General features: G+C 67.7%; 11 protein-coding genes and 1 pseudogene. 7 read left to right on the plus strand and 5 right to left on the minus strand.

The genetic code is table 11. From position 1 onward, the window contains the following. Nucleotides 1-15 precede the first annotated feature (15 nt). Genes A5699_RS16205 through rfbD form a run of 3 tightly spaced genes read right to left on the minus strand, consistent with a single transcriptional unit; the run spans nucleotide 16 to nucleotide 2,883 of the window. The gene (locus A5699_RS16205) at nucleotides 16-1,095 is read right to left on the minus strand and encodes a sugar phosphate nucleotidyltransferase (protein ID WP_067770977.1); all 1,080 of its coding nucleotides are present in this window, start codon (nucleotides 1,093-1,095) and stop codon (nucleotides 16-18) included. 1 nt (nucleotide 1,096) lies between these two features. Next, nucleotides 1,097-1,987, minus strand: coding sequence for a glycosyltransferase family 2 protein (locus A5699_RS16210; RefSeq protein ID WP_067770979.1), 891 nt, complete (start codon nucleotides 1,985-1,987; stop codon nucleotides 1,097-1,099). Continuing rightward, nucleotides 1,984-2,883, minus strand: coding sequence for a dTDP-4-dehydrorhamnose reductase (rfbD, locus tag A5699_RS16215; protein ID WP_067770982.1), 900 nt, complete (start codon nucleotides 2,881-2,883; stop codon nucleotides 1,984-1,986). Before rfbD ends, A5699_RS16210 begins: the two co-directional genes overlap by 4 nt. Nucleotides 2,884-2,950: 67 nt before the next feature. Here rfbD and A5699_RS16220 point away from each other — a divergent pair, with 67 nt between their 5' ends. Continuing rightward, nucleotides 2,951-4,420: an LCP family protein gene (locus tag A5699_RS16220; RefSeq protein WP_067770983.1), complete on the plus strand. Its 1,470-nt coding sequence runs from the start codon at nucleotides 2,951-2,953 to the stop codon at nucleotides 4,418-4,420. Between the two features lie 25 nt (nucleotides 4,421-4,445). After that, entirely contained in the window at nucleotides 4,446-5,162 is a 717-nt protein-coding gene (locus A5699_RS16225) for a TIGR03089 family protein (protein WP_067770985.1), read from the plus strand. On the opposite strand, the gene A5699_RS16230 is transcribed toward A5699_RS16225, so the two are convergent. Next, the gene (locus A5699_RS16230; protein ID WP_067770987.1) at nucleotides 5,159-5,644 is read right to left on the minus strand and encodes a MarR family winged helix-turn-helix transcriptional regulator; all 486 of its coding nucleotides are present in this window, start codon (nucleotides 5,642-5,644) and stop codon (nucleotides 5,159-5,161) included. The genes A5699_RS16225 and A5699_RS16230 overlap by 4 nt on opposite strands. 130 nt (nucleotides 5,645-5,774) lie before the next feature. On the opposite strand from A5699_RS16230, the gene A5699_RS16235 reads away from it, so the two are divergent. The 5 genes from A5699_RS16235 to A5699_RS16255 all read left to right on the plus strand — a co-directional run bounded on the left by A5699_RS16235 (nucleotide 5,775) and on the right by A5699_RS16255 (nucleotide 14,541). Beyond that, a complete protein-coding gene (locus A5699_RS16235) occupies nucleotides 5,775-6,833 on the plus strand; it encodes a glucose 1-dehydrogenase (RefSeq protein ID WP_067771015.1) in 1,059 nt (352 codons plus the stop codon). Nucleotides 6,834-6,835: 2 nt separating this feature from the next. After that, entirely contained in the window at nucleotides 6,836-8,653 is a 1,818-nt protein-coding gene (locus A5699_RS16240) for a glycoside hydrolase family 15 protein (RefSeq protein ID WP_067770989.1), read from the plus strand. Nucleotides 8,654-8,747: 94 nt separating this feature from the next. After that, nucleotides 8,748-10,541, plus strand: coding sequence for a thiamine pyrophosphate-requiring protein (locus tag A5699_RS16245; protein WP_067770991.1), 1,794 nt, complete (start codon nucleotides 8,748-8,750; stop codon nucleotides 10,539-10,541). Between the two features lie 12 nt (nucleotides 10,542-10,553). Further along, nucleotides 10,554-11,663, plus strand: coding sequence for an enolase C-terminal domain-like protein (locus A5699_RS16250; RefSeq protein WP_067770993.1), 1,110 nt, complete (start codon nucleotides 10,554-10,556; stop codon nucleotides 11,661-11,663). 19 nt (nucleotides 11,664-11,682) lie between these two features. Continuing rightward, nucleotides 11,683-14,541: an FAD-binding and (Fe-S)-binding domain-containing protein gene (locus tag A5699_RS16255; RefSeq protein ID WP_067770996.1), complete on the plus strand. Its 2,859-nt coding sequence runs from the start codon at nucleotides 11,683-11,685 to the stop codon at nucleotides 14,539-14,541. A gap of 28 nt (nucleotides 14,542-14,569) precedes the next feature. Here A5699_RS16255 and A5699_RS16260 read toward each other — a convergent pair. Continuing rightward, nucleotides 14,570-15,031: pseudogene (locus A5699_RS16260) on the minus strand (transposase); the annotation flags it as partial. Nucleotides 15,032-15,190 lie beyond the last annotated feature (159 nt).

The following is a 15,190-nucleotide window of genomic DNA, read 5'->3' on the forward strand; positions in this document are numbered from 1 at the left end:
CGAGACCCCGAGAACTCAGACGTCGGTCGAATACCGGATACCACCGTCGGGAATGGCCACCCCAGGCCACACCCGCGCCCCACGCAACAGCTCACAGCGCGCCCCGATGTCGGCACCATCGCCGATCACGCCGTCGCGGATGAGCGCCCGCGGACCGATGCGGGCGCCGAAACCGATGATCGAACGTTCGATCACCGCGCCGGCCTCGACGCGCACGCCGTCGAAGATCACCGCGCCGTCCAACCGGGCGCCGGCACCGATCTCGGCGCCACGACCCACGACCGTGCCGCCGATCAACAGGGCGCCGGGGGCAACCGCTGCCCCTTCGTGCACCAGAGACTCACCGCGCTGGCCGTCGAGAGCCGGCGACGGGGCGATGCCGCGCACCAGATCGGCTGAGCCACGCACGAAATCGTCCGGGGTCCCCATGTCCCGCCAGTAGGACGCGTCGACGTAGCCGCACATCTTCAGTCCCCGCGACAGCACCTCGGGAAAGATCTCGCGCTCCACCGAAAGGGCTCGGCCCCTGGGGATCTGATCGATCACCTCGCGGTTGAACACATAGCAACCGGCGTTGATCTGGTCGGTCGGCGGGTCCTGGGTCTTCTCCAGGAACGCGGTGACAAATCCGTCGGCGTCGGTGGGCACACAACCGAACGCCCGGGGGTCGCTGACCCGCACCAGGTGCAGCGTGACATCGGCCTGATGGGCGTGGTGTGACTCCAGCACTGCGCCGAGATCGGCCGCGGACAACACGTCGCCGTTGAACACCATGGCCGTGTCGTAGCGCAGCTTGTCCGCCACGTTGGCGATGGCGCCACCGGTGCCCAGCGCCTCGGTCTCGGTGACGTACTCGATCTCGAGCCCCAGTTCGGAGCCGTCGCCGAAGGCCTCCTCGAACACCTCGGCCTTGTACGAGGTGCCCATCACCACATGCTTGATCCCGGCCACGGAGATCCGCGCCAACAGGTGGGTCAGGAACGGAACACCGGCCGTCGGCAGCATCGGCTTGGGTGCCGACAGCGTCAAAGGCCGCAGCCTGGTACCTCGTCCACCGACGAGGACGACCGCGTCGACTTCCGCAGGATTGATCACGTCAGCGCCCTTTCGCCTGTTTCCGTCGTGAACTACCGACCACCAGGCCCGCACGTGCCGCCAGCGCGCCCCGAATTGTCCACCGTAACGGCGCCTGCCACGGCGCCGGGTAGCGATCAGCCAAGAAAGTGTAGGTACTGCGGTGATGGGCGGCCAAGTTGCGCGCCGGGTCACGTCCGGTGGAGTGCCCCTTGTGGTGCAACACCTCGGCCGACGGCACGTAGACGTTCTGCCAGCCGGCGCGGGCGATCCGGTCACCGAGGTCGACATCTTCCATATACATGAAGTAACGCTCGTCGAACCCGCCCACAGCGTCGAACGCCGCCCGACGCATCAGCAGACACGAGCCCGACAGCCAACCGACCTGACGTTCACTGGGCTCTTGGCGGTCCTGGCGGTAGGCCGCCGTCCACGGGTTGGACTTCCAGAACGGGCCGACCACGGCGTGCATACCGCCACGGACCAGGCTGGGTTGATGACGCGCCGACGGGTAGACCGAACCGTCGGGATCGCGGACCAACGGCCCCAGCGCCCCGGCCTGCGGCCAACGCTGCGCGGCGTCGAGCAGCAATTCGATCGATCGGGGGCCCCACTGCACATCTGGGTTGGCGACGACGAAAAAGTCCGGGCAGTCGCCGTCGGAGATCAGCCCGGCGCCACGGTTGACGGCGCTGCCGTAACCCAGGTTGCGTCCGGTGCGGAGCAGCTGCACGTTGGGATAACGCTTTTCCGCCCGTTCGGGTGCGCCGTCGGTGGAACCGTTGTCGACCACGATGACCTTCACCGGTTGGTCGGTGGCCAGCGACAGCGAGGCCAGGAAACGGTCAAGGTGTGGGCCCGGCGAGTACGTCACCGTCACCACCACGAGCGGGCGGACCGCATCCTCAGTCACGGCGTAGAGGTTAACGGTCCAGAGGTTGGCTCTTTTCCAGCCGCTGTGTTTCCCACGGCGGCCGACAAGGCTTCCCGCCAATCGCGCAGCGGGGTCAGGCCGGCCTCGGCAGACCGGTGTTCGGACAGGACCGTGTAGGCGGGCCGGGGCGCGGGCCGCGGGTGTCGGTCGCTGCCGACCGGTCGCACCCGCTCCGGATCCGCACCGAGGGCGGCGAAGGTTTCCCGGGCCAGCTCGAACCGGCTGGCCGGCCCGGTGTTGACGGCGTGCAGGACGCCGGGCCGCACATCGCCGTCGACGATCTGCAGCAATGCCTCCACCAGGTCGTTGGTGTACGTCGGCGACCCGATCTGATCGGCCACGACCTCGACCGTCCCGTCGCCGGCCGCCAGCCGGCGCATGGTGGCCACGAAGTCCTTCCCGTCACCACCGCGGTACACCCATGCCGTGCGCACCACGTGGGCGTCGGGTTTGGCGGTCAGCACCGCCTGCTCCCCGGCCAGCTTGGAATGCCCGTAGACGTTGACCGGTGCGGTCTGCTCGTCGATCTCGTAGGGCGTACGACGGTCTGCTGAGGCACCGAACACGTAATCGGTGGAGATGTGGATCAAACCGGCGCCGACCCGTGCGCACGCCGCGGCGATGTTGCCCGGACCGGTGGCGTTGACCGCGTAGGCCCGCGCCTGATCGTCCTCGGCTGCGTCCACCTGGGTGTATGCCGCACAGTTGATCACCACGTCGCCGGATTCGACGACGCGGCGCAGCGCGTCGGGGTCGGTGATGTCACATTCTTTCGAGGTCAAGGCCAGCACCTCGCGCCCTCGACGACGTCCCTGATCAGCCAATACGCTGCCGACCATACCGCCGGCCCCGGTGATGACAATCCGTTGCGCCATGGGTTTGAGTCTGGCACGCCGGTCCGCGTTACCCGGCTCACGTCCGGCCCGCGGTTAGCCTGGGCACGTGCCGATCCCCCTGCTTCGCACTGTCGCTGTCGCCGCAGCGTCGGCAGTGGTGCTCGGAACCGGGGTGGCCTGGTCCCAGATCCGCTCCTTCGAATCCGGCATCAACCACATCAGCTCCGCGGCCCTCGGCGGCGGTGGTGAGGACGGTGCCATCGACATCCTGCTGGTCGGGATGGACAGCCGCACCGATGCCCACGGCAATCCGCTGTCGGCCGAGGAGTTGGAGACGCTGCGCGCCGGTGACGACGTCTCGACCAACACCGACACCATCATCCTGGTCCGCATCCCCAACAACGGGAAGTCCGCCACCGCCATCTCGATCCCCCGCGACTCCTATGTCGAGGCGCCGGGCTGGGGGAAGATGAAGATCAACGGCGTGTTCGGGGACGTCAAGCTCGACCGGATGAAGCAGCTCGTCGAGGTCGAGGGGGAAGATCCGGCCGTCGCCGAGCCCCAGGCCACCGAAGCCGCCCGTGAGGAACTGATCCAGACCGTGGCCGCCCTGACCGGCGTCACGGTGGATCATTACGCCGAGATCGGGCTGCTCGGCTTCGCGCTGATCACCGACGCGCTCGGCGGCGTCAACGTCTGCCTCAAAGACGCTGTGTACGAACCCCTCTCGGGTGCCGATTTCCCGGCCGGCTGGCAGAAGCTCAACGGCCCGCAGGCGCTGAGCTTCGTTCGGCAACGTCACGACCTGCCGCGCGGTGACCTCGACCGGGTGACCCGCCAGCAGTCGGTGATGGCATCGCTGGCCCACGAGGTGATCTCCAGCAAGACCCTGTCGAGCCCCGCCACACTGGGGCGGCTGCAGGATGCCGTGCAGCGGTCCGTGGTGATCTCCGACGGGTGGGACATCATGGATTTCGTCGAGCAGTTGCAGAAGCTGGCCGCCGGAAGCGTCGCGTTCGCCACCATCCCGATCCTGCGGGAGGACGGCTGGAGCGACGACGGGATGCAGAGTGTGGTCCGGGTCGATCCCGTCGAGGTCCACGACTGGGTGTCGAGCCTGCTGCAGGACCAGGACGAGGGCAAGACCGAACAGCTCAGCTACTCACCGGAAAATACGACCGTCGAGGTGGTCAACGCCACCGACATCAACGGCCTGGCCGCCGCGGTGTCTCAGGTGCTGACCAACAAGGGCTTCGTCCCCGGCGCCACCGGTAATCACGAAGGTGCGCCCCCGGTGTCCAGCCAGGTACTGGCCGCCAAGAGCGATGATCTGGGTGCACAGGCGGTCTCCAAGGACCTGGGCGGATTGCCGGTCAACGAGGATTCCTCGCTGCCGGCCGGCGCGGTGCGGGTGGTGCTGGCCGCGGATTACACCGGGCCGGGCTCCGACGGCATGGAGCCGACCGCCGGCATCGTCGATCCGGCCGCCGCCGACGACACCGGTGAGCAGAGCCCGCCCCCACCGCCGTCGCCGATCCTCACCGCGGGTTCGGACGATCCCAAGTGCGTGAACTGACCGGCTTCGAGTACAACCAGAGGTTATGAGCACAGTCAGCGCTGCCGTCCTCGATCCCTTGCTGGCGTCAGATCCCGCCGGGCCACGGATCACCTATTACGACGACGCCACCGGTGAGCGGATCGAGCTGTCGACGGTGACGATGGCCAACTGGGCCGCCAAGACCGCCAACCTGCTGCGCGACGAGATGGGCGCCGGCCCCGGCACCCGGGTGGCGGTGCTGTTGCCCGCGCATTGGCAGACCGCTGCGGTGCTGTTCGGGATCTGGTGGATCGGTGCCGAAGTGGTGCTGGGCGGCGGTTCCGACAATCCCGCTGACGTGGCCCTGTGCACCTCCGACCGGCTCGACGAGGCCGACGAGGCGGTCTCCGGCGGTGAGGTCGCGGTGCTGTCGCTGGACCCGTTCGGCAAACCGGCCGAGGATCTACCGATCGGGGTCACCGACTATGCGACGGCGGTGCGGGTGCACGGCGATCAGATCGTGCCCGAGCGCTCCCCCGGGCCGGCGCTGGCCGGGCGATCAGTGGCCGACGTACTCGGTGCGGCCCAGAGTGCCGCTGCCGCACAAGGTTTCACGGACAAGGACCGGGTGCTGTCCTCGGCCTCCTGGGACACCCCCGACGAGCTCGTCACGAACCTGCTCGCGGTGTTCACCGTCGGCGCCTCGCTGGTGCAGGTGGCCAACCCCGATGCCGGCGCCCAGGCCCGCCGCCGCGAAACCGAAAAGGTCACCCGCGGTTAGACCAAGGTCAGGGTCTCGGGCTCGAACGGTTCCCCGGCCGCCTCGGCGAAGGCATCCAGCGCAGCGGTCACCCGTTCGCGGTCATCGACCGACAGGCCGCGCAGCACTTTCCGCACCGCACTGCGCCGGTGCCGGTTGACGCGGTTGACGATCGACCGCCCTTCGGTGGTCAACGTCAGCGTCACCGACCGGCGGTCGTTCGGATCATCCTGACGGTGCAGGAACCCGGCCTTGAGCAGCCGGTCACAGATCCGGCTGGCGTTCGGCGCCCCGGCATCCAGGCCCGCGGCCACCGCGCCGAGATTCAGCGGCCCGCGGGTGGCGATCATCATCAGCACCCGCAGCTGCGGCAAGGTCACCAGATCGTCCACCTCGGCGACCGACGCCGCGGCGATACCGACCAACGCACGCGACGCGCGCATCACCGCGTCGATCTGGGCACCTGAAACATTCTCGGCGTCACGGCCGGTCACCGTCGTCATAGGTGGATCATGCCGGTAATCGTTGCTCAAAGGCAACTATTTCCGAGGGCGGTTTAATTTCGTTGCTTCAGGGCAACCATTCACCCATCACAACAATCTTTCCCATCGGCTGGAAGGGGTGGTGGCACAGATGCGTGCGCTGACGATTGCGCCCATGCATGCGGATTCACTGCAGGTGTGCGAGGTTCCCGATCCCAAGCCGGGACACGACGAGCTGCTGGTGGACGGGCTGGCGCTCGGTGTGTGCGGCACCGACAAAGAGATCGCCCGCGGCGAGTACGGGTGGGCGCCGCCGCACCGCGACCGGTTGATCCTCGGCCACGAGTCACTGGGCCGGGTGGCGCACGCACCGCGGGACAGCTCATTTCAGACCGGCGATCTGGTGGTCGGTGTGGTCCGACGCCCCGATCCGGAGCCGTGCGGGGCCTGCGCACACGGCGAATTCGACATGTGCCGCAACGGTCGCTACACCGAGCGCGGTATCAAGGAGATCGACGGTTACGGAAGCCAGCAATGGTGCGTGGAAACCGATTACGCCGTGCGCCTGGACTCACACCTCGAGCCGGTCGGCATGCTGATGGAGCCGACGACGGTGGTCGCCAAGGCCTGGGAGCAGGTGCACCGGGTCGGTGAGCGCGCCTGGTTCGAACCCAAGAGCGTGCTGGTCACCGGCGCCGGACCGATCGGGCTGCTGGCGGCCATGCTGGCCGTCCAGCAGGGCCTGGAAACCCACGTCCTGGACCGCCACACCGATGGACCCAAGCCCGGCATCGTCAAGGCCCTGGGCGCCACCTATCACCACGACGACATCGCCGATGTCGCAGGCAAACTGCAGCCCGATGTGGTGATCGAAGCCACCGGCGCCGGCCCGGTCGTCTTCGGCGCGATCGCCAACACCGCGTCCTACGGCATCGTGTGTCTCACCGGGGTGTCACCGGTCGGACGCATGCTGCGCATCGATGCCGGCGACGTGAACCGCGAACTCGTGTTGGAGAACGACGCCGTCGTCGGCTCGGTGAACGCCAACCTACGCCATTACCAGCAGGCCGCTGCCGCGCTGGCCAAGGCCGACGTGGATTGGCTGTCGAGTCTCATCACGCGCCGGGTACCCCTGGAGCGCGCCACAGATGCGTTCGACGTCGGTCCGGACGACGTCAAGGTCGTCATCGACCTCACCGCGGGGAGGTGAGCATGGCGCCGATCGAAGACTATGCACTGTTGGGTGATCTGCAGACCGCCGCGCTCGTCAGCCGTTACGGCTCGATCGACTGGTTGTGCCTGCCCCGGTTCGATTCGCCGGCATGTTTTGCCGCGCTCGTCGACGACGGCGAACACGAGACCGACGCCGGCAATTGGCTGCTGGCACCGGCCTCGGGTGGGGCGGCCACCCACCGGCACTACCGGGACAGTTCGCTGGTGCTCGAAACCGTCTGGGACACCGCCGAGGGGACGGTGCGGCTCATCGATTTCATGCCGCCGCGCGGCATCGCGGCTGACGTGGTGCGCATCGTCGAGGGGGTGCGTGGTCGGGTCCCGATGCAGATGAGCCTGAAACTGCGGTTCGACTACGGGCACGTCGTCCCGTGGGTGCGACGACAGGGCGAAGACCTGACCGCGATCGCCGGACCCGATGCGGTGTGGCTGCGCACGCCGGTGCGCATGCACGGCCGGGAGATGGCCACCGTGGCCGAATTCGAGGTCGCTGCCGGCCAGCGAATCCCCTTTGTCCTGACGTATCAGCTGTCGCATCTGTCGAGGCCGGATCCGGTCGACGCCGAGGAGGCCCTGGAGAAAACCGGCCGGTACTGGGCCCAGTGGATGTCGCGGTGCAGCTACACCGGCCGCTGGCAGTCGGAGGTGCAGCGCTCGCTGTTGTTGCTCAAGGCGCTGACCTACGCACCCACCGGGGGCATCGTCGCGGCGGCCACCAGCTCACTGCCCGAACAGATCGGTGGCCCCCGCAACTGGGATTACCGCTACTGCTGGCTGCGCGACGCGACGTTCACCCTGCAGGCCCTGCTGGGCACGGGGTTCGTCGAGGAGGCGCAGGCCTGGCGGGAATGGCTGGTGCGCGCGGTCGCCGGCGACCCGGCCGACCTCCAGATCATGTACGGCCTCGACGGTCGGCGCCGGCTTCCCGAGTTCAACCTCGATTGGCTTGGCGGTTACGAGAATTCGCGGCCCGTGCGGGTGGGCAATGCGGCGGCCGCGCAGTTCCAGCTCGACGTGTGGGGCGAGATCCTCGACGGGCTGCACCTGGCCCGCGAGGCCGGCATGGAGGCCGACGACACGGCCTGGGATGTGCAGCGTGCCCTGCTGGATTACCTCGAAGGCCACTGGTGTGATGCCGACAGCTCATTGTGGGAGATGCGGGGCCCGCGTCGACAGTTCGTCCATTCCAAGGTGATGGCGTGGGCCGGTGTGGATCGCGCGGTCCGCACCGTGGTCAACCACAAACTCGACGGGCCGGTGGACCGGTGGCGCGCACTGCGCGACGAGATCCACCGCGACGTGTGTGCCCACGGTTATGACGCCGACCGCAACACCTTCACCCAGTCCTACGGCGCGCCCGATCTGGACGCCTCCCTGTTGCTGATCGGCCGGGTCGGGTTCCTGCCGTGGGACGACCCGCGGGTGATCGGCACCGTCGAAGCCGTGCGCGAGGAGCTGTGTCACGACGGGTTCGTGCTGCGGTATCACCCGCAAAAGGCCGACGACGGGCTGCCCGGCGGTGAGGGGGTCTTCCTGGCCTGCAGCTTCTGGCTGGCCGACGCGCTGGCCGGCATCGGGCGCACCGACGAGGCGACCGAGCTGTTCGAGCGGCTGCTGACACTGCGCAATGACGTCGGGCTGCTCAGCGAGGAGTACGACACCGTCGCGCACCGCCAGATCGGCAACACCCCGCAAGCGTTCAGCCTCGTCGGCCTCATCAACACCGCCCGCCACCTGAGCGGTCACCGCACCACGACGTCGGCCCGCGGCCACGAACAGCACGTGAAGACCCGCTGACCGAGTCAATTAATTGCTTGACAACAACAATTGCATACCAACAACGAAAGCGGGTACCCGGACCGCATCGTCCGCCACCGCAGAGGAGGAACCCATGGCTGAGCAAAACGTCGCCGATTACCTGTTGCAACGCCTACGGGAATGGGATGTGCACGATGTCTTCGCCTTCCCCGGCGACGGCATCAACGCCATCCTGGCGGCCTGGGGGCGAGCCGAGGACTGTCCTCGCTTCATCCAGGCCCGGCACGAGGAGATGAGCGCGTTCGAAGCCGTTGGCTACGCAAAGTTCAGCGGCAAGTTCGCCGTGTGCATGGCCACGTCCGGCCCGGGAGCGATCCATCTGCTCAACGGCCTCTACGACGCCAAGCTCGATCACGTCCCGGTGGTGGCGATCGTCGGACAGACCAACCGCAGCGCGATGGGCGGGTCCTACCAGCAGGAGGTGGACCTGGCGAACTTGTACAAGGATGTCGCCGGAGCCTACGTCGAGACGGTCAACGTGGCCGAACAGCTGCCCAACGTCCTGGACCGCGCCATTCGCACCGCGCTGGCCGAGCGCGCGCCCACCGCGCTGATCATCCCGGCCGACGTCCAGGAACTGCCGTACACCGCGCCCACCCACGAGTTCAAGATGGTGCCGTCGAGCCTGGGCATCGACTGGCCCGACATCGCGCCCGACGACGCGGCCATCGCCCGCGCGGCCGAAGTGCTCAACTCGGGTAAGAAGGTGGCCATGTTGGTCGGCACCGGCGCCCGCGACGCGCGCGACGAGGTGGCCGAGGTTGCCGAGCTGCTCGGTGCCGGCGCGGCAAAAGCGTTGCTGGGCAAGGACGTCCTGTCCGACGAGCTACCCTGGGTGACCGGCTCCATCGGCCTGTTGGGCACCCGGCCCAGCTACGAGATGATGCGCGACTGTGACACCGTGCTCACCGTCGGTTCGAGCTTCCCGTACTCGCAGTTCATGCCGGAGTACGGCCAGGCCCGCGGGGTGCAGATCGACATCGACGCCAAGATGATCGGCATGCGCTATCCGTACGAGGTGAACCTGGTAGCGGATGCCAAAACCGCACTGCGGGCGCTGATTCCGCACCTGGAGCGCAAGACGGACCGGTCGTGGCGCGAGACCATCGAGAAGAACGTGTCCCGATGGTGGGAGACGATGCACCTGCAGGCGATGGTCGGGGCCCACCCGGTCAATCCCCTGCGGATGTTCGCCGAGTTGTCCCCGATGTTGCCCGACAACGCGATCGTCACCGCCGACTCGGGGTCATCGGCCAATTGGTATGCACGCCAACTACGGTTCCGCGGTGACATGCGCGGCTCCCTGTCGGGCAACCTGGCCACGATGGGCCCCGGTGTGCCGTACGCCATCGGGGCGAAGTTCGCCCACCCGGACCGGCCGGCGATCGCGTTCGTCGGTGACGGCGCCATGCAGATGAACGGGATGGCCGAACTCATCACCATCAAGCGCTATCACCACGAATGGTCCGATCCCCGGTTGATCGTGGCCATCTTGCACAACAATGACCTCAACCAGGTCACCTGGGAGATGCGGGCCATGAGCGGCGCACCGAAATTCACCGAGTCGCAAACACTTCCAGATGTCGACTACGCCGCATTCGCCGCCAGCCTCGGACTTGAGGCGATGACGGTCAAGGATCCCGACGAACTCGCCGACGCGTGGCGTCACGCGCTCGCGGCGCAGAAACCCACGGTGCTGGATGTGCACACCGATCCGAACCTGCCGCCGATCCCACCGCACGCCACCTGGGAACAGTTCAAGTCGACCGCTTCGGCGGTACTGGAGGGCGACGAAAACAGTTGGGGCTTCATCAAGGAGGGCATCAAGGCCAAGGCGCAGGAGTTCGTCCCGCACCGCAGCAAGTGACGCGGGGTCATCATGCAGGATCCCACCGCGCCGGTCACCGACGTCACCGCGGCCGCCTACACCATCCCCACCGACTCCCCCGAGGCCGACGGCACCTTGAGTTGGGACAGCACCACGCTGGTGGTGGCCACCGTCCGCTGCGGCGAGACGGTGGGTACCGGGTGGACCTACGGGCCCGCTGCGGCCGTGCCGCTGATCCGCGATCTGCTGGCACCGCAGGTGCTGGGGCGCAATGTGTTCGACGTGGCCGGCAGCCTCGACGCCATGGTGCGGGCGGTGCGCAACGCGGGCCGCAGCGGCGTGGCGGGACAGGCGATCTCCGCGGTCGACGTGGCCCTGTGGGATCTGAAGGCGCGACTGTTGGAGTTGCCGCTGCACCGGCTGATCGGAGCGGTGCGCGACGCCGTGCCGGTATACGGCAGCGGCGGGTTCACCACCTACACCGAACACCAGCTGCGTGACCAGTTGACCGAGTGGACACAGAATCTGGCGATCCCCCGGGTCAAGATCAAGATCGGTGAGTCCTGGGGTGACCGGATTCCGCGGGACATGAGCCGAATCCGTCAGGCACGTCACGTAATCGGGCCGGAGTGCGAGCTGTATGTGGACGCCAATGGCGGCTACCAGGTCAAGCAGGCCGTGCGGTTGATGCGCGACGTCGCCGACTGCCACGTGACCTGGTTCGAGGAACCGGTGTCCTCCGACGACCTGGCCGGCCTCCGTGCGGTACGGGAGGCCGTCGATGCCGACGTGGCTGCGGGTGAATACGGATACGACCTCACCTACTTCCGGCGGATGTGTGCCGGCGAGGCCCTCGACTGCCTGCAGGCCGACGCCACGCGGTGCGGCGGGATCACCGAATGGCTGCGCGTCGCCGTCGTCGCCGCCGCGCACCATCTGCAGATCTCCGCACACTGCGCGCCCTATCTGCACGCCCATGTCGCGGCATGCGTGCCCAACCTGCGGCACCTCGAGTGGTTTCACGACCACGCGCGGATTGCGCTGCGCTACTTCGAGGGCGCGGCATCACCGGTCGACGGGCTGCTGCGGCTGTCTGCGGACCGGCCGGGTCACGGCCTGACCGTGCGCTGGGCCGACCTCGAAAACCACCGTGTGCTTTGACAATCCACCGAGGATCACCATGACTGCATTGTTGTTCGAGTCCCTGGCCGCCGATTTGCATGAGTGGGTCGACGGAGAAGTCCGGTTCGATCCGGGATCCCGGGCCACCTATTCGACCGACGCCTCCAACTACCGCCAGATCCCGATCGGGGTGGTGGTACCGAGGTCACCGGACGCGGCCGCCGCCGCGATCGCGGTGTGCCGCGACCACGATGTGCCGGTGCTGTCCCGAGGCGGCGGCACCAGCCTGGCCGGCCAATGTTGCAACGCCGCGGTGGTGCTGGACTGGAGCAAGTACTGCACGCGGATCGGCGAGGTCGACACAGACGCGGGCACCGTCGTCGTCGAACCCGGCATCAAGCTCGACGTGCTCAACGACCAGTTGGCGTCGTCGGGCTGGATGGTCGGACCCAAACCCTCCACTCACGTCAACTGCACCATCGGCGGCATGATCGGCAACAACTCCTGTGGTTCCACCGCGCAGGCCTACGGAAAAATGGCGGATTCGGTTCTGGCGCTGGAGATCCTGACCTACGACGGCACCCGCCGCTGGGTCGGTGAGACCACCGTCGAGGAATGCGACCGGATCATCGCTGCGGGTGGTCGCGACGCGCAGTTGTACCAGGGGCTGCGGGCGATCGTCGAGGAGTACGCCGACGACATCCGGTCCCGTTACCCGCACATCCCGCGTCGGGTCTCGGGCTACAACCTCGATTCCCTGTTGCCGGAGAACCACTTCAACGTGGCCACCGCCCTCGTCGGCAGCGAGAGTACCCTGGTCACGGTCCTACGGGCCAAGCTTCAGTTGGTGCGCCGTCCGGCCGCGAGCGCGCTGGCGTTGCTCGGGTTCGACGACATCACCACCGCCGGAGACGCGGTGCCCGCGGTGCTCGAACATCAGCCCGCCGCGCTGGAGGGCCTCGACCATCGCCTCGTCGAACTCGAGCATTCGCGGCGGTTGGCCGAGAAGGCCTTACGCGAACTGCCCGACGGCAAGGCGTGGCTGATGGTGCAGTTCAACGGCGACACGCAAGAGGAGGCCGACCGCGCGGCGAAGGCGATGATCGCGGCGCTGGGCGAGAAGGCCGACGGCGCAGTCCTCGACGACCCCGTGCGCAAGAAGGAGGTGTGGGCCGCCCGGGAAGCGGGCCTCGGCGCCACCGCGTATCCACCGACCGGCCCCGAAACGCACGAGGGGTGGGAAGACGCCGCCGTCCCGCCGGACCGGCTCGGCGACTACCTGCGAGATTTTCGCGCGTTGCTGACGCGGTATGACTATGAAAGCGCCTCGCTGTACGGCCATTTCGGACAGGGGTGCATTCACACCCGAATCCCGTTCGACTTGCGGACCGCCGAAGGCGTCGACAAGTATCGGCGGTTCGCGTACGACGCGGCTCGACTGGTGGTCGACTACGGCGGGTCGCTGTCCGGCGAACACGGCGACGGGCAGTCCCGCGGCGAGCTGCTGCCGATCATGTTCGGCGAACGGGTCGTCACCGCATTCGAGCGAACCAAGGCGCTCTTCGATCCCGGCAACCGGATGAACCCGGGCAAGATCGTGCACCCGTACCGGCTCGACGAAAACCTGCGCTACGGGCCCGATTACCGGCCGGCCGATCCCGCCACGCACTTCAGCTATCCCGACGACGAGCACCGGTTCTCCCACGCCGCGGCCCGTTGTGTGGGTGTCGGCAACTGCCGCGGCCACGAATCCGGGGTGATGTGCCCGAGCTACCGCGCCACCGGCGAGGAGGAGCACTCCACCCGCGGCCGGTCCCGGTTGCTGTTCGAGATGCTGGAGGGTGACGTGATCACCGACGGCTGGCGGTCCGAAGAGGTGCGCGACGCGCTCGATCTGTGCCTGGCGTGCAAGGGATGTCGCAGCGACTGCCCGGTCAATGTCGACATGGCGACCTACAAGGCCGAGTTCCTGTCCCACCACTATCACAACCGGCTGCGTCCGATGGCGCACTACTCGATGGGCTGGATCCCGTTGTGGGCCAGGTTGGCCGCCGCGGCACCCGGTGTGGTGAACCGCACCGCGCAGACCAAAAGCCTCGGCGCCGTGATCAAACGACTCGGCGGCATCGACGAACGCCGCGGCATCCCGGTGTTCGCCCGGCAGCGGTTCACTGCGGCGTTCGACGGGCACGTGCGGCCGCCGCATGCACCGTTGGGGCCGGTGGTGTTGTGGCCCGACACGTTCACCAACAACTTCGATCCGCAGATCGCCCACGATGCCGTGCAAGTACTCGAATCGGCCGGATTTGCCGTCGAGGTACCTCGCGAGGCGTTGTGCTGCGGGCTGACCTGGATCTCCACCGGTCAGCTGACCACCGCCAAACGTGTACTGCGACGCACCCTGCGGGCGCTGCGGCCCGCACTGCATGCCGGCACCCCCGTGGTGGTGCTGGAGCCCAGCTGCGCAGCGGTCTTCCGGTCCGATCTGCCCGAGCTGTTACACGGAGACGAGGACGCCCACCGGCTCGCCGCGCAGACGCACACCATCGGTGAGATCCTGCGGCTGCGCGCCCCGGATTGGCGACCACCGGCACGGTCGGATACCGCCGTGGTCCAGCAGCACTGCCACCAGCACGCGGTGCTGCACTACCGGCACGAGAGCGCCCTGCTCGAGAGCGCCGGAGTCGATCTCGACATCCTCGACGCCGGATGTTGCGGCCTGGCCGGCAATTTCGGATTCGAACGCGGGCACTACGACGTGTCGGTGGCCTGCGCCGAGGACAAGCTGTTGCCGGCCCTGCGCGAGGCGGACGGAGACACCACGGTGGTGGCCGACGGGTTCAGCTGCCGTACCCAGATCCGTGAGTTGGCCCCTGACCGTCGGCCCGTACACACCGTCCAGTTGCTGCGCGGCTGACGTCCTTCCGCGAAAAATAGCTCCTATGTCAAGCCGCCGCTGATTGTGGCGGCTTGACTGGGTTTTGGTGGTCGTTGTGAAGTCCTGCGTCGTGGCGTAGGGCTTGGTAGACGCGGCGGGCGATGCGGCGTTTGACGCAGCGACGGGCCGCGGCTTTGGTTTTGCCGGCATCGCGCAGTTTCTGGAAGTAGATCTGCCCGGCGCTGCCGGTCATCCGGATCTGTGTCACCGCGATGCGATGGATGGCGGCGTTGAGTTGACGGTTACCAGCCCGGCTTAGCCGCATCTGCCCGGCGCTGGCGCCTGACCAGGCCGGGATGGGCGCGACGCCGGTGTGGCAGCCGAACGCGGCCTCGCTTTTGAACCGGCCGATGCCGGCGACCTCACCGAGGATCTTGGCCGCGGTCAGCTCCGCGCACCCGGGGATCTGCAGAAGAGTCGGAGCGTGCTGCTGGGCGCTGGCGGTCAACCGCTTGGCCAAGGCGTTGATGGCCTGGTTGGCCGACCGAGTGGGCGTGGTCGCTGAAATCGCCCGTGCCGAGGTGGGCGACATCATCCGGCTCACCGGTGAGATCAACGCCTTGGCCAAGCGGTTGACCGCCAGCGCCCAGCAGCACGCTCCGACTCTTCTGCAGATCCCCGGGTGCGC

This window comes from Mycobacterium sp. E802, assembly GCF_001666875.1.
In the GTDB taxonomy this organism is placed as follows: Bacteria; Actinomycetota; Actinomycetes; order Mycobacteriales; family Mycobacteriaceae; genus Mycobacterium.

What these genes read in the sequence shown, in the direction of transcription:
- A5699_RS16240 (WP_067770989.1), top strand. Translation starts at nt 6,836, where the DNA reads ATGGCGCCGATCGAAGACTATGCACTGTTGGGTGATCTGCAGACCGCC.
- A5699_RS16250 (WP_067770993.1), top strand. Translation starts at nt 10,554, where the DNA reads ATGCAGGATCCCACCGCGCCGGTCACCGACGTCACCGCGGCCGCCTAC.
- A5699_RS16230 (WP_067770987.1), bottom strand. Translation starts at nt 5,644, where the DNA reads ATGACGACGGTGACCGGCCGTGACGCCGAGAATGTTTCAGGTGCCCAG.
- A5699_RS16225 (WP_067770985.1), top strand. Translation starts at nt 4,446, where the DNA reads ATGAGCACAGTCAGCGCTGCCGTCCTCGATCCCTTGCTGGCGTCAGAT.
- A5699_RS16235 (WP_067771015.1), top strand. Translation starts at nt 5,775, where the DNA reads ATGCGTGCGCTGACGATTGCGCCCATGCATGCGGATTCACTGCAGGTG.
- A5699_RS16245 (WP_067770991.1), top strand. Translation starts at nt 8,748, where the DNA reads ATGGCTGAGCAAAACGTCGCCGATTACCTGTTGCAACGCCTACGGGAA.
- rfbD (WP_067770982.1), bottom strand. Translation starts at nt 2,883, where the DNA reads ATGGCGCAACGGATTGTCATCACCGGGGCCGGCGGTATGGTCGGCAGC.
- A5699_RS16255 (WP_067770996.1), top strand. Translation starts at nt 11,683, where the DNA reads ATGACTGCATTGTTGTTCGAGTCCCTGGCCGCCGATTTGCATGAGTGG.